General features: G+C 64.7%; 21 protein-coding genes. 7 read left to right on the plus strand and 14 right to left on the minus strand.

The genetic code is table 11. The features are described 5' to 3' along the window. Nucleotides 1-4: 4 nt before the first annotated feature. The gene (locus IE071_RS10705; protein WP_189441195.1) at nucleotides 5-676 is read left to right on the plus strand and encodes a hypothetical protein; all 672 of its coding nucleotides are present in this window, start codon (nucleotides 5-7) and stop codon (nucleotides 674-676) included. A 75-nt stretch (nucleotides 677-751) separates the two neighbouring features. On the opposite strand, the gene IE071_RS10710 is transcribed toward IE071_RS10705, so the two are convergent. The 7 genes from IE071_RS10710 to rpoZ all read right to left on the minus strand — a co-directional run bounded on the left by IE071_RS10710 (nucleotide 752) and on the right by rpoZ (nucleotide 8,893). Further along, the gene (locus tag IE071_RS10710; RefSeq protein WP_189441196.1) at nucleotides 752-2,047 is read right to left on the minus strand and encodes a citrate synthase; all 1,296 of its coding nucleotides are present in this window, start codon (nucleotides 2,045-2,047) and stop codon (nucleotides 752-754) included. Nucleotides 2,048-2,320: 273 nt separating this feature from the next. Beyond that, the gene (locus tag IE071_RS10715; protein ID WP_077515765.1) at nucleotides 2,321-2,575 is read right to left on the minus strand and encodes a type B 50S ribosomal protein L31; all 255 of its coding nucleotides are present in this window, start codon (nucleotides 2,573-2,575) and stop codon (nucleotides 2,321-2,323) included. A gap of 113 nt (nucleotides 2,576-2,688) precedes the next feature. Beyond that, nucleotides 2,689-3,618 carry a nucleoside hydrolase gene (locus IE071_RS10720; RefSeq protein WP_189441197.1) on the minus strand — a complete coding sequence of 310 codons (930 nt, stop codon included), beginning with the start codon at nucleotides 3,616-3,618 and terminating at the stop codon, nucleotides 2,689-2,691. A 64-nt stretch (nucleotides 3,619-3,682) separates the two neighbouring features. Further along, nucleotides 3,683-5,797, minus strand: coding sequence for an ATP-dependent DNA helicase RecG (gene recG, locus IE071_RS10725; protein WP_189441198.1), 2,115 nt, complete (start codon nucleotides 5,795-5,797; stop codon nucleotides 3,683-3,685). A 96-nt stretch (nucleotides 5,798-5,893) separates the two neighbouring features. Further along, nucleotides 5,894-6,277 (minus strand): Rid family detoxifying hydrolase, encoded by a 384-nt coding sequence (locus IE071_RS10730; RefSeq protein WP_189441199.1) that lies wholly within the window; start codon nucleotides 6,275-6,277, stop codon nucleotides 5,894-5,896. 30 nt (nucleotides 6,278-6,307) lie between these two features. Next, a complete protein-coding gene (locus IE071_RS10735; protein ID WP_425503456.1) occupies nucleotides 6,308-8,491 on the minus strand; it encodes a RelA/SpoT family protein in 2,184 nt (727 codons plus the stop codon). A gap of 111 nt (nucleotides 8,492-8,602) precedes the next feature. Further along, nucleotides 8,603-8,893 carry a DNA-directed RNA polymerase subunit omega gene (rpoZ, locus tag IE071_RS10740; protein WP_007509529.1) on the minus strand — a complete coding sequence of 97 codons (291 nt, stop codon included), beginning with the start codon at nucleotides 8,891-8,893 and terminating at the stop codon, nucleotides 8,603-8,605. A gap of 201 nt (nucleotides 8,894-9,094) precedes the next feature. On the opposite strand from rpoZ, the gene IE071_RS10745 reads away from it, so the two are divergent. Continuing rightward, nucleotides 9,095-9,925 carry an MlaA family lipoprotein gene (locus IE071_RS10745; RefSeq protein WP_189441201.1) on the plus strand — a complete coding sequence of 277 codons (831 nt, stop codon included), beginning with the start codon at nucleotides 9,095-9,097 and terminating at the stop codon, nucleotides 9,923-9,925. Nucleotides 9,926-9,997: 72 nt separating this feature from the next. Here IE071_RS10745 and IE071_RS10750 read toward each other — a convergent pair whose 3' ends face one another. From IE071_RS10750 to IE071_RS10780, 7 genes are all read right to left on the minus strand, one after another. Continuing rightward, nucleotides 9,998-10,306, minus strand: coding sequence for an STAS domain-containing protein (locus IE071_RS10750; protein WP_229792859.1), 309 nt, complete (start codon nucleotides 10,304-10,306; stop codon nucleotides 9,998-10,000). Next, complete coding sequence (locus IE071_RS10755) at nucleotides 10,303-10,974, minus strand: MlaC/ttg2D family ABC transporter substrate-binding protein (protein WP_189441202.1); 672 nt, start codon at nucleotides 10,972-10,974, stop codon at nucleotides 10,303-10,305. The genes IE071_RS10750 and IE071_RS10755 overlap by 4 nt, the downstream gene beginning before the upstream one ends. Before the next feature lie 25 nt (nucleotides 10,975-10,999). After that, nucleotides 11,000-11,875, minus strand: coding sequence for an outer membrane lipid asymmetry maintenance protein MlaD (gene mlaD / locus IE071_RS10760; RefSeq protein WP_189441203.1), 876 nt, complete (start codon nucleotides 11,873-11,875; stop codon nucleotides 11,000-11,002). Nucleotides 11,876-11,924: 49 nt separating this feature from the next. Then, nucleotides 11,925-12,701: a lipid asymmetry maintenance ABC transporter permease subunit MlaE gene (gene mlaE, locus IE071_RS10765; protein ID WP_189441204.1), complete on the minus strand. Its 777-nt coding sequence runs from the start codon at nucleotides 12,699-12,701 to the stop codon at nucleotides 11,925-11,927. Next, nucleotides 12,698-13,534, minus strand: coding sequence for an ABC transporter ATP-binding protein (locus IE071_RS10770; protein WP_189441205.1), 837 nt, complete (start codon nucleotides 13,532-13,534; stop codon nucleotides 12,698-12,700). The genes mlaE and IE071_RS10770 overlap by 4 nt, the downstream gene beginning before the upstream one ends. Before the next feature lie 66 nt (nucleotides 13,535-13,600). Then, complete coding sequence (gene gmk, locus IE071_RS10775) at nucleotides 13,601-14,224, minus strand: guanylate kinase (RefSeq protein ID WP_189441206.1); 624 nt, start codon at nucleotides 14,222-14,224, stop codon at nucleotides 13,601-13,603. Between the two features lie 96 nt (nucleotides 14,225-14,320). Then, on the minus strand, nucleotides 14,321-15,181 hold the full coding sequence (locus IE071_RS10780) for a YicC/YloC family endoribonuclease (protein ID WP_189441207.1): 861 nt from the start codon (nucleotides 15,179-15,181) through the stop codon (nucleotides 14,321-14,323). A gap of 93 nt (nucleotides 15,182-15,274) precedes the next feature. On the opposite strand from IE071_RS10780, the gene rph reads away from it, so the two are divergent. From rph to IE071_RS10805, 5 genes are all read left to right on the plus strand, one after another. Next, nucleotides 15,275-16,006 carry a ribonuclease PH gene (rph, locus tag IE071_RS10785; protein WP_189441208.1) on the plus strand — a complete coding sequence of 244 codons (732 nt, stop codon included), beginning with the start codon at nucleotides 15,275-15,277 and terminating at the stop codon, nucleotides 16,004-16,006. A gap of 5 nt (nucleotides 16,007-16,011) precedes the next feature. Beyond that, a complete protein-coding gene (rdgB, locus tag IE071_RS10790) occupies nucleotides 16,012-16,611 on the plus strand; it encodes an RdgB/HAM1 family non-canonical purine NTP pyrophosphatase (protein ID WP_189441209.1) in 600 nt (199 codons plus the stop codon). Continuing rightward, on the plus strand, nucleotides 16,608-17,774 hold the full coding sequence (gene hemW / locus IE071_RS10795) for a radical SAM family heme chaperone HemW (protein WP_189441210.1): 1,167 nt from the start codon (nucleotides 16,608-16,610) through the stop codon (nucleotides 17,772-17,774). Before rdgB ends, hemW begins: the two co-directional genes overlap by 4 nt. Nucleotides 17,775-17,852: 78 nt before the next feature. Further along, nucleotides 17,853-20,192 carry a DUF1631 family protein gene (locus IE071_RS10800; RefSeq protein ID WP_189441211.1) on the plus strand — a complete coding sequence of 780 codons (2,340 nt, stop codon included), beginning with the start codon at nucleotides 17,853-17,855 and terminating at the stop codon, nucleotides 20,190-20,192. Next, nucleotides 20,189-20,536: a PilZ domain-containing protein gene (locus IE071_RS10805; protein WP_189441212.1), complete on the plus strand. Its 348-nt coding sequence runs from the start codon at nucleotides 20,189-20,191 to the stop codon at nucleotides 20,534-20,536. Before IE071_RS10800 ends, IE071_RS10805 begins: the two co-directional genes overlap by 4 nt. The last annotated feature ends 56 nt before the right edge of the window (nucleotides 20,537-20,592 follow it).

A 20,592-nucleotide genomic window follows, 5' to 3' on the forward strand; every position in this document is an offset into this window, starting at 1 on the left:
CGTCATGTCCCGAGGCGAACACCACCGCATCCACGCGCACGACCGGTTGCAACGCAATCGTCTGCGCATCGCCCAGGAAGCCGCGCGCCTGATGAGCGAACACGGCATCCGCGATTTTCATCACGCCAAGCTGAAGGCGGCCGAACGGCTGGGCATCCTCGAAACACAGGCGTTGCCGCGCAATCTGGAGATCGAACAGGCACTGCGCGAACACCAGCGCCTGTTTCTCGCCGACAGCCAGCCGCAGTTGTTGCAGCAACGACGCGAGGCTGCGGTCGAGGCGATGCGCTTCCTCGCCGCGTTCGAACCGCGCCTGGTCGGCGCCGTGCTCGAGGGCACCGCCGACGCACACTCGGCGGTATGCCTGCATGTATTCAGTGACGATCCCGATGCGGTCACGCTGTACCTGCACGATCACGGCGTACCGTTCGAAACGCAGACCCGCCGGTTGCGCAACAGCCGCGATGATCAGCCGGAGTACCCAGTACTGTTGTTTGCGGCCGACGAGCTGCCCTTCGACCTCACCGTGTTGCCACGCGACGCGTTGCGCCAGGCACCACTGGACCGGACCGACGATCGGCCGATGCGCCGCGCCGCGCTGGCCCAGGTGGAAATCCTGCTGGGCGAGGACACCGACGAAGACTTCGAGCAAAGACTGAGCGCCGCGTTGCGCTGAACCGGATCATCCATCACATACGCAAACGCCCCGGTCGAAGCCGGGGCGTTTGTCGTTGGAGCGAGGATCGCCGGATCAGCGTTTGGCGGTCGGCGTGTAATCGCGCACGTCGGCACCGGTGTAGATCTGGCGCGGACGGCCAATGCGCGATCCCGGCGTCTCGTGCTGCTCGATCCAGTGTGCGATCCAGCCGGAGGTGCGTGCAATCGCGAACATCACGGTGAACATCTCGGTCGGGATGCCCAGCGCCTTGTAGATGATGCCGGAGTAGAAATCGACGTTCGGGTACAACTTGCGCTCAACGAAGTAGTCGTCCTTCAGCGCCGCCTCTTCCAGCTTCATCGCCACCTCGAGCAGCGGGTCGTTGACACCCAGCTCGGCCAGCACCTTGTGGCACATCTCGCGGATGATCTTGGCGCGCGGATCGAAGTTCTTGTACACGCGATGGCCGAAGCCCATCAGGCGGAAACTGTCGTTCTTGTCCTTCGCGCGCAGCACGGCTTTCTCGACATTGTCCGGCGTGCCGATTTCCTCGAGCTGCTTGAGCACCGCCTCGTTGGCGCCGCCGTGCGCCGGCCCCCACAGCGCGGTGATGCCGGCGGCGATCGACGCGTACGGGTTGGCGCCGGTCGAACCGACCAGGCGCACGGTGGAGGTGGACGCGTTCTGCTCGTGGTCCGCATGCAGGATGAACAGCAGATCCAGCGCCTTGGCAGCGACCGGATTCAACGTCAGCGGCTCGCTCGGCACCTCGAACATCATGTGCAGGAAACGGGTGACGTATTCGAGGTTGTTGCGCGGATAGCGCACCGGCCAGCCGATCGAATAACGGAAACAGGCGGCCGCAATCGTCGGCATCTTCGCGATCAGGCGGATCGCCGCCATCTTGCGGTCGGCTGGATCATCCACATTGAGGTCGTCGTGATAGAACGCCGACAGCGAGGCGACCGCCGCGGCGAGCATCGCCATCGGATGCGCGTCGTGGTGGAAGCCCTGGAAGAAGTTCTTCTGCGCCTCGTGCATCATCGTGTGATGCGTGATGTCGTGCTCGAAGCTCTCGAACTGCGCCTTGTTCGGCAGCTCGCCATTGAGCAGCAGGTAGGACACTTCGAGGAAGTTGGACTTCTCGGCCAGCTGCTCGATCGGGTAGCCGCGATACAGCAGCACGCCCTGGTCGCCGTCGATGTAGGTGATCGCGCTCTTGGTGCTGGCGGTGCTGCCGTAACCGGGGTCGTAGGTGAAGTGACCGGTGTCCTTGTACAGCGTGCCGATGTCGATGCATGCCGGGCCGAGCGTACCGCTGATCAGCGGCAGCTCACTGCTGCGGTTGCTCGACTCATCCACCAGCTTGACGATCTTGGAATCGGACACGGAAACCTCCTTCATGTGGGTCATCACCGGCAGCTACCGCAATGACGGTGCCGTCCGGCGAGGGAATGTCTGGCATCGCTCTCGGGGAAAGATGCGATGCAACGGACGCCGTGGCGTCGGCTGTCTGACCATTATCGCATAAGGCCCCATCCACATTCGATGGCGAATGGTCGAATGGCGGGCACGAAAAAACACGGGGCAAGCCTGCGCTCACCCCGTGTTTCAAATCGAATCTCGTGGTCGGCCAGCGCAGACGCTGACCGCTACCGTCGATTACTCTTTGACGGTGCCCGCATAGCGGCGACGGAACTTGTCGACGCGACCGCCGACGTCCAGCGACTTCTGCTTGCCGGTGTAGAACGGGTGCGAATGGCTGGAGATATCCACCTTGATCAGCGGGTACTCATTGCCGTCTTCCCACTTGATGGTTTCCTTGCTGGACATGGTCGACTTGGTCAGGAACGAGAAGTCGGACGACAGGTCCTGGAACACCACCGGGTTGTAGTTCGGATGGATATCAGGCTTCATGACAGGCTCTAAAGCGGTGGTGAAAAGAGCGGCATTGTAACGAGAAATCGACCGCCGCCGCAAGCCGGCGCTCATTCAAGCGCTGAAACGGCCCCGGGACACCATCAGACGCCTTATGCACCCAGAGCTCGCCGCACCATCGCGGCAAAGCGGGCGTGATCCACTTCCAGCACGATATTCGCCTGCGCCGGCCGGCCCAACCGCGCGGCCCAGTCGACCACGGTGGCGCCACGGGTCAGCCGACCATCCAGCTCCACCGCCACCGCACGCGTCTCGCTGCGGGTGACGATCGACGGATCGATCGCCACCGCCATCGCCAGCGCATCCGCCGCGATCACCCCGCTGCGGTCATGCTTGGCATTGTAGCGCCGCGCCGTGGCGACGATCCGCCCGAAGAAATCCGCGCGCTTGTCGCCGGCCGCCAGCCACGTATCGAATTCGGCATCGTCGAAGGCATGCCGCAAGGTGGCCTCCCAGTCGACCAAGTCGAACGACGGGAACGCCTCGAACACCACGTGCGCCGCCTCCGGATCGAAGCCGACGTTGAACTCCGCCGGCACCTTGCCGGTATTGCCGTGGCCGGTCACCGCACCGCCCATCACCACCAGCCGGGCGACCCGCTCGGGCAGCGTGGGATCAATCCGCAGCGCCAGCGCCAGATTGGTCAGCGGCGCCAACGCCACCAGGGTCAGTTCGCCCGGGCGCTCGCGGGTCAGCCGCAGCAAGGCCAGCGCAGCCGACTCGGCCGACAGCGGCGCTTTCGGCTCGGCAAAACCGATATCGCCGAAACCGTCCGCGCCATGCACGAACGCGGCATCCTCGTCCGGCGCGCGCACCAGCGGCGTGGCACAACCGGCAAATACCGGCGCGGCGCTACCCATGAGATCGAGCAAGGTGCGCGCATTGCGCACGGTATGCTCGAGTCCCACGTTGCCGGCGGCGATGCTCAGGCCGGCGATATCGGCGTGTGCGTGCGCCATCAGGATGGCCAGCGCGTCGTCCACGCCGGGATCGGTATCAATCAGCAGTTGCGGTTTGCTCATCGGACTAGGGTCAGGTTGGTGCAACGGGTCAGTTTACCGGAACCGCACGACGGATCGCCGTGCCTCATGCATGCACGAAGCGCGCAGCGCCGCCGATCCAACGCTCGATCAGCTGCTCGGTCTGCCGCGGATGTTTCGTCAGCATGTGTTCGCCGACCTGCTGCACGGCCGGCAACAGATGCGCATCCCGGGTCAGGTCGACAATACGGAAGCTGAGCTGGCCGGTCTGGCGGGTACCGAGCACTTCGCCGGGGCCACGCAACTCCAGATCCTTCTCGGCAATACGGAAACCGTCATTAGTGTCGCGCATCACCTGCAGCCGCTCGCGCGCCAGCTGGCCCAGCGGCGGCTGGTACAGCAGCACGCAGTTGGAAGCGAGCGCACCGCGACCGACCCGGCCGCGCAACTGATGCAGCTGCGCCAGCCCGAGCCGCTCGCTGTTCTCGATCACCATCAGACTGGCCTTGGGCACATCCACGCCAACCTCGATCACCGTGGTCGCCACCAGCACGGCCAGCTCACCGGCCTTGAACGCATCCATTACTGCCTGCTTTTCCTTCGGCTTCATGCGGCCGTGGATCAGGCCGATCCTGAAGCCGGCCAGTGCAGCGGACAGTTCGGCGTGCGCCACTTCGGCTGCCTGCGCACGCAGCTGCTCGGACTCCTCGATCAACGTACACACCCAATACGCCTGACGCCCCTCGGTGCAAGCGGCGTGGATGCGCGCGATGACCTCGGCCCGTCGCGCATTCGAGATCGCGATGGTCTGCACTGGCGTGCGACCAGGCGGCAGTTCATCGATGGATGACACATCCAGATCGGCGTAAGCACTCATCGCCAGCGTGCGCGGAATCGGCGTAGCGGTAAGCACCAGTTGGTGCGGCACCAGCTCGCCGTCCTTGCCCTTGTCGCGCAAGGCCAGACGCTGCTGTACGCCGAAGCGATGCTGCTCGTCGACGATCACCAGCCCGAGCCGTGCAAACGCCACCCCTTCCTGCATCAACGCATGCGTCCCGACCACCACCGCTGCACCCGCAGCGACCCGCTCCAGCGCCAGTTTGCGTGCCTTGCCGCTCACCTTGCCAGCCAGCCATTCCACTTCGATGCCTAGCGGCTGCAGCCAGTGGCGGAAATTGTGCAGATGCTGTTCGGCCAGCAACTCGGTCGGCGCCATCAAGGCCACTTGATAACCCGCTTCCACCGCGGCCAGCGCGGCCAGCGCAGCCACCACCGTCTTGCCGCTGCCGACGTCGCCCTGCACCAGCCGCAGCATCGGCTTGATCTGCTTCATATCTCGGGCCACTTCCGTGCTGACGCGCTGCTGTGCCGCAGTCAGCTGGAATGGCAATCCGCTGAGCAAGCGCTTGCACAGGCCGCCATCGCCACCCAGCTTGGGCGCATGCCGGCGACGCACCGTCGCACGCATGCGTTTCAGACTCAGGTGCTGGGTCAGCAGCTCCTCGAACGCCAGTCGCTGTTGCGCCGGATGCTGGCCCAGCGTGAGCTGACCCAGGTGCGCATCCGGCGGTGGCCGATGCACATACAGCAAGGCGTCGCGCAACGAGGTGAGGCCATGCTCGGCACACAGCTCGGGCGGAATCAGCTCCAGTTCCGCGGCCGGCGGCAGCAGCGCCAACGCCTTGCCGATCACACCAGCCAACCGCTTCGGGCCCAATCCTTCGGTAGTCGGATAGATCGGACTGAGCAGTTCATCGACGGCGGCAACATCGTCACCACTCAGGCGCTGATACTGCGGGTGCACCATCTCCAACCCCTGCGCACCATGCCGCACTTCGCCAAAGCAGAGTAGCCGGGTACCCGGCAGCAGTTGCTCGGCCTGCGCCCGGTTGAAATGGAAAAAGCGCAGCAGCAGGGTCTGTTGGCTGATGTCGCCGATCGCCACCTTCAACTGCGGGCGATAGCGAAAGCCACGCTCGACCGCCTCGACCACGCCCTCGACCTGCGCCCGCTCGCCGACACGCAAATCGGCGATGGCGGTGACGCGGGTCTTGTCCTCGTAGCGCAACGGCAGGTGAAACCACAAATCCTGTACGCGCTCCAGCCCGAGCCGTGCCAGCGCTGCGACCAAGGCCGGGCCGACACCCGACAGCGCACTGACCGGCGCGATGCCCGGGTTGGTGTGAGCGGAGGAAGCAGGACGAACGATGCGGGCGGCCATGACGTGCAAGCCTAACCGAGCACCGTCTCGCATCGTAAGTCAGACATCGACACCGACTGTCGGTGCAGGCCGCGCGAAAAAATCAGGCCATCCCCATTACGGCAGCACCATCACCGCGTCGACTTCGACCTGCGCCGCCTTCGGCAGCCCCGACACCTCGATGGTGGAACGGGCCGGATACGGCGGCTGGAAGTATTCCGCCATCACCGCGTTGACCGCGGCGAAGTTGGCCAGATCGGTGACATAGATGCCGACGCGCACGATCTGCGCCAGCGAACCACCCGCGGCCTGCGCGACGGCGGTGAGGTTGTCGAACACCCGGCGCGTCTGCACCGTGATGTCGCCGTCGACCAGTGCAGCGGTAGCCGGATCGAGCGGAATCTGGCCGGAGAAATACACGGTGTTGCCAGCACGCACGGCCTGTGAATACGGGCCGATCGCGGCGGGTGCCAGTTCGGTGGCGATGATGCTGGAGGACATGGGGAGAACCTTGTGTGGGAAAGCGTCAGTTTAAAGCGGATACCGATAGGCGCCACTGACCACACCGGTACGACGCACGCGACGGATCACGTCGGCAAGATGCTTGCGGTTCTTCACTTCCATCGTGAACAACAGGGTGGCGGCGACGGCATCGCGCTCGACGTATTCGACGTTCTCGATATTCGAATCGGCGGCGGCGATCGCCGCGGCCACGGTGGCCAGCACGCCCGGGCGGTTGATCACCTCGATGCGCAGCTCCGCACGATAGTCGCCATGCACGTCCCGGTCCCATTCGATCGCAACACACCGCTCTGGCGACTTGCGCAGCTCGACCACGTTCGGGCATTCCTCGCGATGCACCACGATGCCCTTGCCCGAGGACAGGTAACCGATGATGTCGTCACCCGGCAGCGGATGGCAGCAGTTGGCGAAACTGAGCACGCCGCGTTCGGCGCCGGTGATGCGGATCTTCTCGTGCGCATGCGTCGACACCTGCGGCTTGCCGCCACCCTTCTTGCCGCGCGACGCCAGCAGCTGGCTGGCGACCACGTCGGGCATGCGATTGCCCAGCGCGATGTCGGACAGCAACTCTTCCAGCCGCTTGAGCTTCGACGCCTCCAGAAACCGATCCAGCACGGCCGAAGGGATGCCATCGAGGCTGCTGCCCTGCGCATCCAGCGCGCGATCGAGCATGCGATGGCCGAAGTCGACCGCATCCTCGTGCTGCAGATGCTTCAGGTATTGGCGGATCGCGGTGCGCGCCTTGCCAGTGACCACTACTTCAAGCCACGCCGGATTCGGCACCGCGGACGGCGCAGTGATGATCTCCACCAGCTGACCCGACTCCAGCCGCGTGCGCAGCGGCAGCAGCTTCTTGTCGACGCGCGCGGCCACCGCATGATCACCGACGTCGGTGTGCACGGCGTAGGCGAAGTCCAACGCGGTGGCGTTGCGTGGCAGCGACAGAATGTGGCCGCGCGGGGTGAACAGATAGACCTCGTCGGGGAACAGGTCGATCTTGACGTTCTCGATGAATTCCGACGACGAGACGGTGTTCGCCGAACTGTCCGCCAGCGACGACAGCCATTCGCGCGCGCGCGCCTGCGCACTGTTGGCCGGACCGCTTTCGGTCTTGTAGGCCCAGTGCGCGGCGACGCCGCTTTCGGCCACCGACTCCATCTCGGCCGTGCGGATCTGCACCTCGATCGGTGCACCGAATGGCCCCAGCAATACGGTATGCAGCGACTGGTAACCGTTCGCCTTCGGAATCGCGATGAAATCCTTGAAGCGCTTGTCCACCGGCTTGTACAGCGCGTGCACCACGCCCAACGCCATGTAACAACTCATCGCGCTGTCGACGACCACACGGAAACCGTAGACATCCATCAGCTGGGTGAAGCTCTTGTGCTCGCCGCGCATCTTCGAATAGATGCTCCACGGCGACTTGATCCGGCCCACTACGCGGCTCTGCAGGTGCTCGGCGCTGAGCCGCACCGACAGCGCCGTCTCGATCTTGCCCATCGCCTCGCGACGGTTGCCGAGCGCCGCGCGGATGCGCTCGCTGATCACCCGGTAGCGATCGGGATAGAGCGCGCGGAAGCCGAGATCCTGCAACTCCGCCTTGATCTTGTTCATGCCCAGCCGCTGCGCGATCGGCGCGAAGATCTCCAGCGTCTCGCGCGCGATGCGCCGGCGCGAGGATCCGTCCTTGGCACCGAGCGTGCGCATGTTGTGCAGGCGGTCGGCCAGCTTGATCAGGATCACGCGCAAGTCGCGCGCCATCGCCAGCAGCATCTTGCGGAAGCTCTCCGCGTCCGCTTCCTGACGACTGCCGAAACGCATCTTGTCCAGCTTGGTGACGCCATCGACCAGCTCGGCCACGACCTCGCCGAACTCGGCGGCGATGTCCGCACGACTGAGCTCGGTATCTTCCAGGGTGTCGTGCAGGATCGCCGCGATGATCGTTTCCGCATCCAGACCCAGTTCGGCCAGGATGCCGGCAACCGCCACCGGATGGGTGATGTACGGCTCGCCGCTCTTGCGCTCCTGCCCGGCGTGCGCCTGTGCACCGATCTGGAAGGCGCGCAGGACGCGCTCGATCTGCGCATCCGGCAGGTAGGCAATACGCTCTTTCAATGCCAGCACATACGGCGGCAACACGGACAGGTCGACCGGAGCGGGATGGGTCGCCGCCGTCATCGGTACTGGCGCCAGCTCAGGCGCCCACCTCGTCGCAGGTAGAACGGACGACTGCCAGACGCGCGCAAACCATCACACCGGACCAGCCGGTGCAGTTGCCGCGCGTTGTACAGCAGCCTTCATCCATCAATCGTCGCCGCCCTTGGACAGGTCGTCATCAACCTCGGCCGCGGCCCACTCCAGCGCTTCGCGCTCGGCGCGCTCACGCTCGGCCTTGTCGATCTGATCGATCGTGGCCTGGTCGATACGGCGGGCCGCGATCTCACGCAGCGCCAACACGGTCGGCTTGTCATGATCGGGATTGACCGCCGGCTCGGCGCCCTTTTCCAGCTGGCGAGCGCGCTTGGTTGCCATCAGCACCAGCTCGAAACGGTTGTCGACCACCTCGAGGCAGTCTTCCACGGTAATACGTGCCATGCGAAATCCTTAAAGAATAAAATGACTTATATGGTCTGACAGTGTAGCCAGCAGGTGCTTTGCTGGCAATGCGGGCGGCGCGTATGATGGCGGGCTGTCCGCGGATCGGCACTGCCCGGTGAAAGCACACCGAAAGCCGTGCACGATATAAAACCAGACAGTACACTTATACTGTCCTCCCGACGCGAACTCCCCGCACCCATGCCCTCACAGCTTCGATCTCCCTCATTGAGCCGCTGGTTGCCCGCGCTCGCGATCGCCTTGCTGGCGGGCTGCACGATTGCCAAGCCGCGCACCGACGATCCGCTGGAGAAGTACAACCGCGAGGCCTACCAATTCAACGACGCGGTGGACAAGGCGGTAATCCGCCCGGTCGCGTTGGGCTACCGCAAGGTGACCACGCCACCACTGCGTCGCTCGTTCAGCGACTTCTTCACCAACATCCGCATGCCGATCACGGTCGCCAACGACCTGCTGCAGGCGCGCCCGAAGCAGGCCTTGCAGAGCACGAGCCGGTTTCTGGTCAATCTGACCCTGGGCATCGGTGGCTTCTTCGATCCGGCCAGCCAGCTGGGCCTGCCGCTGGAAGACAACGACTTCGGCATCACCCTAGCTCGCTGGGGCGCACCGGAAGGCGATTACCTGATGCTGCCGTTCTTCGGCCCCAGCACCGCGCGCGATATCTGGCGCCTGCCGGTCGACAGCTACTTCTTCGACCCGTTGAGCCTGTACGCAAACAATCATCACTACAACGGTCTGCAGTATCTGCCGCAGGCTTTGTATCTGGTGACCCTGCGTTCACGCGCCATCGACGCGGAGAACTTCCTGCAGTCCGCCTACGACCCTTACGTATTCATCCGCGATGCCTACCGGCAACAGCGCTTGTACGCCATCTACGACGGCAACCCGCCCGACGAGCTCATCCAGCAGATGCAGGGCCTGGACGACAAGAACTTCGACCCTGACGAGCTGCTCGATCAACAGCACAAGTGGGAAAACAAGCATCCGGACAAGGCGACCCAGCAGCCGTAATCACGCTGATGTCGATGACACGAAAAGGGGCCTCACGGCCCCTTTTTGTTGTACAGCCCAGCCAATCAGAAATCAGGCAATCAGCGGTTCGACTTCGCAGACTTGGGCCAGCACCTGCATGCCGGCCGGCATCCGGACGACCTGCAAGGCCTGTCCGCGCCGATCGGCGTCAGCCATCACCGCCAGCACGCAGGCAAGCCCGGCGCTGTCGCTGTGGCTGACGCCAGCCAGGTCAAGTCGCGCCACACTGCCCAGCGCCAAGGCGGACTGGATCGCCCGCAACGCCATGGCTGCTGTATCGAAGCTCAACACACCGCTTACACCCAGCGTCCCCGGCGTGCCGGTATCCAGCTGGAACCGGGGCTCGACCGCGCTGGTCACTTGGCGTCCTTGTTGTCCTTGGCCATCGTCTCCAGTGCCTTTTCGCCCTGGGTTTCGAGGTTCTTGATCAGCTGCTCGATGCCGACCTTGCGAACTTCGGCATCCACCTGATTGCGGTAATTGGTGACATAGGAAATGCCTTCGATAACCACGTCGTAGGCCTTCCAGTCGCCGTTGCGACCCTTGCGGAAGGCGTAGTCGATCGACACCAGCTTGCCGTCGTCCAGCACCACCTGGGTACGCACCATGGTGCGCTTGTCGTTGAGGTCACCGTTGAACGGCAGCACCTTGACCCGGCCACGCGAATAATTGAGCAGGCCCTCGGCATAACGGTGCGTGATCGAGTTGTAGAACGCCTTGGCGAAGCGCTCGCGCTGGTCCGGAGTGGCTTCGCGGGCATGCTGGCCGAGCACCAGGATCGATGCATAGTCGATGTCGAAGTGCGGCAGGAACACCTCGTCGATGATGCTGATCAGTTTGTCCTGATTGCGCTTCAACTCATCGCGGTGCCCCTCGATCGCCGAGGCCAGTTGATCGGCAATACCCTGCACGATCTGGACGGGTGCCTGTTCGGCAGCGGCCGGCGCGGCAGCGGCCTGGGCAAATACCGGGGCGGCTACGACGGTGCCGAACGCAAGGGCGGTGGCAAGAACCAGTCTGCGCAACATGGAGAACTCCTTCAGGGGCACCGGCTCAGTGTTTGCCGGCGGGGGTATCGGATGATTTGCCGGTATCGGCGTCTTTCTTGTCGCTGGGCGAACCGTTGACCAGGAACTTGCCGATCAGATCCTCCAGCTGCATCGCGGACTGGGTCAGGATCATCTCGTCGCCGTCCTTCAGCATGTCGGGCGAGCCGCCAGGCTGGATCGCAACATACTGGGTGCCGATCAAACCGCTGGTGAACACCGCGGCGGCAGAATCGTCGGGAATCGTGTTGTAGCGCTTGTCGATCGCCAGCACGACCTGCGCATTCAACTTGACCGGATCGGCATGCACCGACAGCACGCTGCCGATCACCACGCCGGCCATCTTCACCGGCGCGCCGGCCGAGAGCGAGCCGACATTGGTGAAGTCCGCCTTCACCGTATAGCTGCCGCCGACATTGTCGACCACGTTACCGGCACCGAAGAATTTGCCCAGCATTTCCTCCAGCGGCTCGGTCGACTTGGTCCGCGCCAGCGTGCCGCCGGCCGCCAGGACCTGCTTCGCAGTGCCGTACTGGATACCCACGTATTGGTCGCCAAGCAGGCCACTGGTGAAGATCGTCGCCACCGAGTCCTGCGGGATCTTGTCGTAGCTCTTGTCGATCGACAGTTTCACGTCAGCCACTTCGTGGCCCGGCGCCAACGTGATCGACCGCACCTGACCGACCCGCACGCCGGCGATCTTCACCGGCGCGCGCTCTTTCAGCTGGCCGATATTGGTGAACTGGGCATCGACCGTGTAGCTGTCGCCCTGGTGCACGTTCGCCACTGAACTGGTCTGGGTCGCCAGATAGGCCAGCGCGGCAAAACCGAGCACGATGAACAGGCCGGTGCCGACGGCATAGGAACTTCTCGGTTGGCTCACGGCACGATCCTCAATAGGGTACGGATAGTCGAAATGGAGTTCATGGCAATCACATCAGAAAGGCAGTAAGCACAAAGTCCAGCGCCAGGATGGCGATCGACGAGGCGACCACGGTGCGGGTGGTGGCATACGCCACGCCCTCGCTGGTCGGCGGCGTGGTGAAGCCCTGGAATACCGCGATCAGCGATACCACCGCGCCAAACACCAGGCTCTTGAACAGCACGCCGTTGACGATGTCGGTATGCACGACCACCACCGAGGTCATGTTCGACCAGAACGTACCGTTGTCGATGCCGAGCCAAGTCACGCCGACCAGGTGACCTCCGAAGATCGCCATCGCGCAGAACACGCAGCACAGCAATGGCATCGCAATCAGTCCGGCCAGGAAACGCGGCGTGGCGACGTAGGCGATCGGGTCGACCGCCATCATCTCCATCGCGTCGATCTGGTCGGTAGCGCGCATCAGGCCGATTTCGGCGGTGATCGAGGTGCCGGCGCGGCCGGCGAACAGCAGCGCGGTCACCACCGGGCCCAGTTCGCGATACACCGCCAGCGCCACGACCATGCCGCTGGCCGAGGTGCTGCCGAAAATCGACAGCACGTTGTACAGCTGAAGCATCAGCACCATGCCGATGAACAGGCCACAGACCATGATGATGGCCAGGCTCATCGCGCCGACGAACCACAGCTGACGGATCGTCTCGCGGACGTAGCGGAAGCTGCGCGGAATCGCCGCCAGCAAGGTGAGCAGAAACAGGCCGCAGTTGCCGATCTGCGTCAACGACTGGATCACCACGTTATTGCTATGTGGTGCGCGCACGTTCATTTCGCTGCTCCAGTAAGGCCCAATGCCTGCGCCAGATCACCGGCCGGATACTGGAACGGCACCGGGCCGTCCGCTTCACCGCCGAAGAACTGCCGCGTCCACGGCGAACCATCATTCGCGATGGTCTTCGGATCGCCCTGCGCGACCACCTTGCCGTTCGCGATCAGGAATACATGATCGGCGACCTGCTTGACCGCCTCCAGCTCGTGCGCGACCAGCACACTGGTGATGCCGAGCGTCTGGTTGAGCGTGCGGATCAGTTTCAGCACCTGGTTCAGCGCCACCGGATCGAGTCCCACGAACGGCTCGTCGTACAGGATCAGCATCGGGTCGAACACAATCGCCCGCGCCAGCGCCACGCGTCGCGCCATGCCACCGGACAGCTCGTTCGGCATCAGCCGCGCCGCGCCACGCAAACCCACCGCCTGCAACTTCAGCAGTACCAGGTTGCGGATCAGCACTTCCGGCAGCTGCGTATGCTGACGCAACGGGAACGCCACGTTTTCGAACACGTCGAAATCGGTCAACAGGGCCGAATTCTGGAACAGGTAACCGACACCTTCGCGCATCTTGTACAGCTGTTCGCGCGACATGCCCGCCACGTTCTCGCCGTTGACGCGGATCTCGCCCGCATCGGCGCGCATCTGACCGGTGATGTGCTTGAGCAGGGTGGTCTTGCCGGTGCCGCTGGGCCCCATGATCGCAGTGACCTTGCCGCGCGGAATGTCCAGATCCAGCGCGTCGAAGATGGTCTTGCCGTTGAGTACCGTGGTCAGGCCACGGATCCGCACCAAGGTGCTGTCATCGGACGACGGGCTAGCAGGTTGCGTCATGGAGACTTCGGCCACAAAGGAGAACAAGGTAATGGAACCCGCGTCGCAACGCCATGCAGCGGGTTCCTACGGCGCCAGCAATTCGCCGATCAGCGATTCATGCCGCTGCCACTGCAGGGCACTGCGCAGGCGCACTGCCCGCACGATCGCCTGCAGGTCGGCCAGCGCATCCTCGAACGCATCGTTGACCAGGATGTAGTCGAATTCATGCGCATGGGCAATCTCGCCGCGTGAATTGCGCAGGCGGCGTTCGATCACCTCGACCGTGTCCGAACCGCGGCCGCGCAGGCGCCGCTCAAGCTCCGCCCGCGATGGCGGCAGGATGAACACGCTGACGCAATCCGGTTTGCTGCGACGGATCTGCTCGGCGCCCTGCCAGTCGATCTCCAGCAGCACGTCGCGCCCCTGCCCCAGCAGTTCCTGCACCGATGTGCGCGAGGTACCGTACAGGTTGCCGTGCACTTCGGCGTGTTCGAGAAAGATGCCTTCGGCGATCTCGCGCTCGAACTCGCCACGCTCGACGAAGTAATAATGCCGCCCGTACAGCTCGCCGGTGCGCGGCGGCCGCGTGGTGTGCGACACCGACAGCGAGATCGCCGGCTCGCGCTCAAGCAGCGCGTTGACCAGGGTGGATTTGCCGGCACCCGACGGCGCGGCGACCACGAACAGGGTGCCCGCTTCAATACTCATAAAGATGCGCAGCACGTTTGCACCCTCTCCCCACCGGGGAGAGGGCTGGAGAGAGGGGCCACGGCTTGCGCGGAATCAACGTGGGCGCGCGCATCTTCATTCGATGTTCTGCACCTGTTCGCGCATCTGCTCGATCAGCACCTTCAGCTCGACCGCGGCATTGGTGCTGCGCGCATCGACCGACTTGGAGCCCAGGGTGTTCGCCTCGCGGTTGAATTCCTGCATCAGGAAATCCAGCCGCCGACCGACCGGCTCCTTCAGTCCAAGCACCCGCCGCGTTTCGCCGATGTGCGTGGCAAGACGATCCAGTTCCTCGTCGACATCGGTGCGGGTGATCTGCAGCACCAACTCCTGCTCCAGCCGACCCGGCTCCACCGGTTGCTTGAGATCGGCCAGCCGTGTTTCCAGCCGGGTGCGCAAGGCGACACGGATTTCCGGCATCCAGCCACGCACGTCGGCAACCACGCGCTCGATGCCATCCAGCTTGTCGCGCAGGATCTCACCCAGCTTCTCGCCTTCGCGTTCGCGGGTGGCGGTCAGCGCGTCGAGCGCGCGGTCGAGTACATCGAACAAGGCAGTCTGTTGCGCTTCCGGATCCATCTCGGCCTGCTGCATCACGCCCGGGAAGCGCAGCAACTCGGTGAATTGCACCTGCATGCCGGGAAACCGCGCGAGCATGTCCAGATTCAGTTCCGACAACCGGGCTAGCAGCGCGCTGTTGATCTGCAGCGACTCGCTGCGCGCATCGCCCGCGCGACGTACGGTAATGTCGAGCTTTCCACGCGACAGCTTCGCCGCGATCCGCTCGCGCAACTGCGATTCGAAGCTGCGCAGATCCTCCGGCAGGCGCGGGCTCAGCTCCAGGTAACGGTGGTTGACCGTGCGCAGCTCGCAGCTGAGCGTGCCGGCGGGACCGGTGGTTTCGGCACTGGCGTAAGCCGTCATGCTGCGGATCATCTGGGCGCCGTCCGGACGTGGGGAAAGGACGCAATGGTAAACTCTCCCGTCCCGCCTTGCCCAATCCGGCCAAGCGACGCCAGGAACCACCCCATGAATCCCGTCTCCCGCCCCAGTGGCCGCGACAGCGACCAGCTGCGTACCGTCAGCATCGAACGTCACTACACCCGCCACGCCGAAGGTTCGGTGCTGGTGAGCTTCGGCGACACCCGCGTGCTGTGCACCGCCAGCATCGAGGATCGCGCGCCAGCCTGGCTGCGCGGCAAGGGCGAAGGTTGGGTCACCGCCGAGTACGGCATGCTGCCGCGCGCCACCAATACCCGCATGCAGCGCGAAGCCGCGCGTGGCGGCCAGGGTGGCCGCACCATGGAAATCCAGCGCCTGATCGGTCGATCCCTGCGCGCCTGCGTCAACCGCCAGGCACTGGGCGAACGCGTGATCACGCTCGATTGCGACGTGCTGCAGGCCGATGGCGGCACCCGCACCGCCGCGATCACCGGCGCCTACGTGGCCCTGGTCGATGCGGTGAATCTGCTGATGAAGCGCGAAAACCTCAAGCGCAACCCGATCATCGGCGCAGTCGCCGCGGTATCGGTCGGCATCTATCAGGGCATGCCGGTACTCGATCTGGATTACGTCGAAGACTCCGGCTGCGACACCGACATGAACGTGGTCATGAACGATGGCGGTGGCTTCATCGAGGTGCAGGGCACCGCCGAAGGCCATGCGTTCCGCCGCGACGAGATGGACGCCCTGCTGGCACTGGCCGAGAAAGGCATCGGCGAACTGGTCGTCGCACAGCGCGCGGCACTCGCGCAGGGCTGAGCAAGATGTCGCGCATCGTGCTGGCCAGCAGCAACCCAGGCAAGCTCAAGGAATTCGGCGCACTGCTTGCCGACAGTGGCCTCGAAGTCATTCCCCAGGCCAACCTTGGCATCGAAGATGCCGAGGAGACCGGCCTGACCTTCGTCGAGAACGCCTTGCTCAAGGCACGCCACGCCGCACAGGCCAGCGGTCTGCCGGCGCTGGCGGATGATTCGGGCCTGTGCGTGGAGCATCTGCACGGCGCGCCGGGACTTTATTCGGCGCGCTACAGCGGTGGCCATGGCGATGCTGCCGCGAACAACGCCAAGCTACTGCGTGAACTCGATGGCGTGCCGGCGGCGCAGCGTGGCGCATTCTTCATCTGCGTGCTGGTGTTGCTGCAGCACGCCAACGATCCGGCTCCGTTGATCGCCGAGGCGCGCTGGCACGGACAAATCCTCACCGAAGGCCGTGGCAGCGGCGGCTTCGGCTACAACCCGGTGTTCCTGCCTGATGGGTATGAGCAGAGCGTCGCCGAGATGGACGACGCTCTGAAGAACCGACTCAGCCATCGTGGTCAGGCGCTTGCGCTGCTGCACGGCCGGCTGCGCGAACTGCACGCATGAGCCTCATCGCACCACCGCTGGCGCTGTACATCCACATGCCATGGTGCGTGAAGAAATGCCCGTACTGCGATTTCAACTCACACGGCTTGCGCAGCGAACCGCCGCCCTACGCCGATTACATCGACCATCTGCTCGCTGACCTGGATGCCGATCGCGTCGACTTTGGTGCGGCACTCGAAGGCCGGCCCGTCATCAGCATCTTTTTCGGCGGCGGCACGCCCAGCCTGTTCGCGCCGGAGCTGATCGAGCGGCTGCTCGATGGCGTGCGCGAACGTCTGCCGCTGGCCAGCGATGCCGAGATCACGCTGGAGACCAATCCGGGCACGGTCGAGCACGGCCGTTTCGATGGCTATCTGGCGGCGGGCGTCAACCGCATCTCGTTCGGCGTGCAGAGCTTCGACGACGACAAATTGAAGCGTCTCGGTCGCATCCATTCGGCGAATGAAGCCGAGGCCGCGGTGAAGTCGGCGCAGGATGCCGGCTACACCAACATCAACCTCGACCTGATGTACGCGCTGCCGCAGCAGACGCTGGACGGCGCGCTGGCCGACGTGGATCGTGCGGTCGCGCTCCAGCCCACGCACATCTCGCACTACCAGCTGACGCTGGAGCCGAACACCGCGTTCGCCGCCAACCCGCCGCCGCTGCCGGATGACGATCACGCTTGGGCGATGCAGGAAGCCTGCGAGGCCCGTCTCGCTGCCGCCGGCTATGGTCAGTACGAGATCTCCGCGTACGCGCAGCCCGACCGGCGTTGCGTACACAATCTCAACTACTGGCAGTTCGGCGATTACCTCGGCATCGGTGCGGGCGCACACGGCAAGCTCAGCGACACCGCCAGCAATCAGGTCCATCGGCGCTGGAAAACCCGCCACCCGCGCGCCTACCTGGAAGCTGCCGGCGGCACCGCACGCATCGGTGGCGACAGCGTGGTCAGCGCCGCCGAACTGCCGTTTGAGTACATGCTGAACGCACTGCGCCTGATCGACGGCGTACCGCTGGCTGCTTTCGCCGAACGTACCGGCCTGCCGCCCGAGCGCATCGCCGCCGGACTGGCCGCCGCCCACCAGCGCGGTTGGCTGCACGACGATCCGCAGCGGCTGCATACCACCCCGCTGGGCCAGCGCTTTCTCAACGACGTGATCGCCAGTTTTCTCGACTGAAGCGATCTCGGCCAGCGATGGCATAGCCGCGGCAACCGGCATAGACTGAAGACTCCGGGGGAAAACACAGGTTCTTGCATGGATGTCGGACAGGATCGACGCCGCTCGCTCGCGTCGCACCAAGGCACCCGCCTCAACAGCGGGCGCTGGCCCGCGCGCGCGCAGCGACTGCTGGAAGCCAGCTACGCGCTCTCCGTGGGAGGGCTGCACGAACCGCTGCGACGTTGCCTGAGCGAGTTCGAACAGCAGCTTTTTGCACTGGCCGAACGGGCGCAACTGCCCAGCGTGCAGCAGGACTACTTCGCCAGCCGGCAACGCGTACTGCAGGATCGGGTCACGTTCGAACAGCGCTTCATGGAGTTGCTAGGCAGCACGTTCGATGAGCTCGACAGCGCCGCCAACCAGGCCGGCGACACGGCGACCGAGGCAACGCCATGGCAGTCTCTGGAACTGCTCGATATGGTCCAGCAGGATCTGTCCATGGCGCTGGAACAACTGGGCGCTCGTGGCGAAGTACGCCACAGCAGCGTGCTGTACGAGCTGAGCTACCGGATGGGCGTGCTGATCGGCGCGCCACCACTGGAAGGCACGGCGCTGCCGCTGGGGCCGCACGCCTTGGCGCAGATGTGCCAACAGGCCAGTGTCGAACTCAAGCTGCCGCTGGCGCACCAGTTGCTGTTGTTGCAGCACTTCGATCAGTGGGTGCTGCAGTCGCTGGCACCGCTATACGACATCGTCAATGCCGAACTGCAGGCCGATGGCATCCTGCCGCAACTGCGCAGCATTCCGATTCCGCGCCATATCAGCAAGCGGCCGCGTACAAGCACCGATGAAGCCGCGGCATCCACCGAACCTGCCCCTGCTGCCGCCACCGGCAACCCGGGCGCGGCTCAGGTTGGTGGCACCGGCAGTGGCTCGGGTGGTGGCTCCATCGAGGTACTGGAATCGCTGCGCAATCTGCTGGCGCAGCAGCGTGCCAATCAGGGCGGCGCCTACGGCCAGTTGTCCGGCCGCGCCGCCAGCGAGGACGAGTTGCAGACCGCGCTCGGCGCGTTGCAGCAGCATCTGGCCCAGGTCACCGATCACGCCACCCGCGAACTGCGCAGCGCTGCACGGCTGCGCGAGGAATTGCTGGCCCAGCTCAACGTCGGCAAGCCCAGCGACGCTCCGCGTACCCAGCTCAGCGGCGAACAGGGCGACAAGGTGGAATTGGTGGCGCGGCTGTTCGAACAGCTCGGCCAGCAACTGCAACATGGCGGCAATGCCAAGACCCTGCTGAGCGACCTGCAGCTGCCGGTGCTGCGCATGGCGGTCGCCGACCGTACCTTTTTCGAAAAGCGCGAGCATCCGGCGCGCCGGCTGCTGGATACGGTCACCGCCACCGCCAACGACTGGCTCGACGGCAGCGACGACGAGAGCAACCGGCCACTGGCGACCAAGCTCGAGCAACTGGTCAGCCGTGCCAATCAGGAGCCGCCCAGCGCCGGTCTGTACACCACGCTGCTGGCCGATATCGAACATCACCTGGCCCTGCTCACACGCAAGGCGCAGGCGGCCGAACGCCGCCACGTGGAAGCGGCACAGGGACGCGAGCGGCTGGATCAGGCGCGCCAGCGCGCCAGCGAGCTGATGGCCGAACGCTTTGCGCAATCGCCGCCACGCGGTCTGCTGCGCGCACTGCTGGATCGGGCCTGGTCAGACGTGCTGGCGTTGACCCTGCTTCGTCATGGTGAGAACAGCGACGCGTTCGGCGCACAGCTGGCAATCACCGATCAGCTGCTCGGCCGCCTCCCCGCCGGCGACCGCGCGAAGTTGCAGGAAAACGTGGAGAACGGCCTGCAGCAAATCGGCATGCACGCCGAGGAAGCGGAACAGGTGGCGCAGCGGCTGCTGGGAGCGGGCAAACCCGACCCGGCGGTGGAACTGCCCAGCGCCACCGATCTCGCCATGCGCCTGAAACAGCATCAGCGCCTGGGCGAACATCAGACTACCCAGCCTGAGCCGGCAACCAGCCATCCCGCACAGGCTTCTGCCCAACCTGCGCAGACTCCCGCACGTGCCCTGCCGCAGCCGCCTGAACCCAGCCCGCGTGAGCGGCGCATCGAGCAGCATCTACGCGAGCTGCCGTTCGGCAGCTGGTTCGAATTCATCGACCCGGCCAGCGGGCAGATCACGCGGCGCAAGCTGGCCTGGTACTCGCCGATGTCCGGGCGCTGCCTGCTGGTCAGCCGACGCGGCCAGCGCGGCGAGGAAGTGAGTTTGAGCCAGCTGGCCCACGAAGTGGCCAGTGGCCGCGTTTCCGAGGTGGTGGACCAGCGTGAGAGCATGCTCGATCGCGCCTGGCGCAGCCTCACCGGCAGCCTGCGTCAGCCGGCCGCTGCCAAACGTTCCACTTCACCGGGATCCGATCACCGATGAGCTCCAGCAACCAGCGTCGCGCCGAACGCAAGCGCACCTCCGTCAATGCCATCGTGACCGACGTCATCAGCGGTCTGCCGATCGGCCACCTGGGCAATATTTCCAGTACCGGCATGCTGTTGATCAGCGCGCAGGCACCACGCAGCGACGCGCTCTATCAGGTAAGCGTGACCCTGCCGGGTTCGGGCCGGATGCTGACCCAGTCGCAGCCGATCGAGGCCGGCATCAAGGAACAATGGCACGAACCCGCTGCCAGTTCCGGACAGATCTGGGCAGGCTACCGGATCGTGGCGATCACCGATGCCGATGCCGCCCGGCTCGACAACTGGCTGGCGCAAGCCTGAGCTTCGCTGGCAGTCGCCGCGCCCGCGCGGCATCATGGGCACCTGCTTTACCCCTT

This window comes from Rhodanobacter panaciterrae, from assembly GCF_014651895.1.
GTDB classification, from domain to species: Bacteria; Pseudomonadota; Gammaproteobacteria; order Xanthomonadales; family Rhodanobacteraceae; genus Rhodanobacter; species Rhodanobacter panaciterrae.

What these genes read in the sequence shown, in the direction of transcription:
- IE071_RS10715 (WP_077515765.1), bottom strand. Translation starts at nt 2,575, where the DNA reads ATGAAGCCTGATATCCATCCGAACTACAACCCGGTGGTGTTCCAGGAC.
- rph (WP_189441208.1), top strand. Translation starts at nt 15,275, where the DNA reads ATGAATCCCGTCTCCCGCCCCAGTGGCCGCGACAGCGACCAGCTGCGT.
- IE071_RS10780 (WP_189441207.1), bottom strand. Translation starts at nt 15,181, where the DNA reads ATGATCCGCAGCATGACGGCTTACGCCAGTGCCGAAACCACCGGTCCC.
- gmk (WP_189441206.1), bottom strand. Translation starts at nt 14,224, where the DNA reads ATGAGTATTGAAGCGGGCACCCTGTTCGTGGTCGCCGCGCCGTCGGGT.
- recG (WP_189441198.1), bottom strand. Translation starts at nt 5,797, where the DNA reads ATGGCCGCCCGCATCGTTCGTCCTGCTTCCTCCGCTCACACCAACCCG.
- IE071_RS10805 (WP_189441212.1), top strand. Translation starts at nt 20,189, where the DNA reads ATGAGCTCCAGCAACCAGCGTCGCGCCGAACGCAAGCGCACCTCCGTC.
- mlaE (WP_189441204.1), bottom strand. Translation starts at nt 12,701, where the DNA reads ATGAACGTGCGCGCACCACATAGCAATAACGTGGTGATCCAGTCGTTG.
- IE071_RS10800 (WP_189441211.1), top strand. Translation starts at nt 17,853, where the DNA reads ATGGATGTCGGACAGGATCGACGCCGCTCGCTCGCGTCGCACCAAGGC.
- rpoZ (WP_007509529.1), bottom strand. Translation starts at nt 8,893, where the DNA reads ATGGCACGTATTACCGTGGAAGACTGCCTCGAGGTGGTCGACAACCGT.
- rdgB (WP_189441209.1), top strand. Translation starts at nt 16,012, where the DNA reads ATGTCGCGCATCGTGCTGGCCAGCAGCAACCCAGGCAAGCTCAAGGAA.
- IE071_RS10730 (WP_189441199.1), bottom strand. Translation starts at nt 6,277, where the DNA reads ATGTCCTCCAGCATCATCGCCACCGAACTGGCACCCGCCGCGATCGGC.
- hemW (WP_189441210.1), top strand. Translation starts at nt 16,608, where the DNA reads ATGAGCCTCATCGCACCACCGCTGGCGCTGTACATCCACATGCCATGG.
- IE071_RS10770 (WP_189441205.1), bottom strand. Translation starts at nt 13,534, where the DNA reads ATGACGCAACCTGCTAGCCCGTCGTCCGATGACAGCACCTTGGTGCGG.
- IE071_RS10755 (WP_189441202.1), bottom strand. Translation starts at nt 10,974, where the DNA reads ATGTTGCGCAGACTGGTTCTTGCCACCGCCCTTGCGTTCGGCACCGTC.
- IE071_RS10705 (WP_189441195.1), top strand. Translation starts at nt 5, where the DNA reads ATGTCCCGAGGCGAACACCACCGCATCCACGCGCACGACCGGTTGCAA.
- IE071_RS10720 (WP_189441197.1), bottom strand. Translation starts at nt 3,618, where the DNA reads ATGAGCAAACCGCAACTGCTGATTGATACCGATCCCGGCGTGGACGAC.
- IE071_RS10745 (WP_189441201.1), top strand. Translation starts at nt 9,095, where the DNA reads ATGCCCTCACAGCTTCGATCTCCCTCATTGAGCCGCTGGTTGCCCGCG.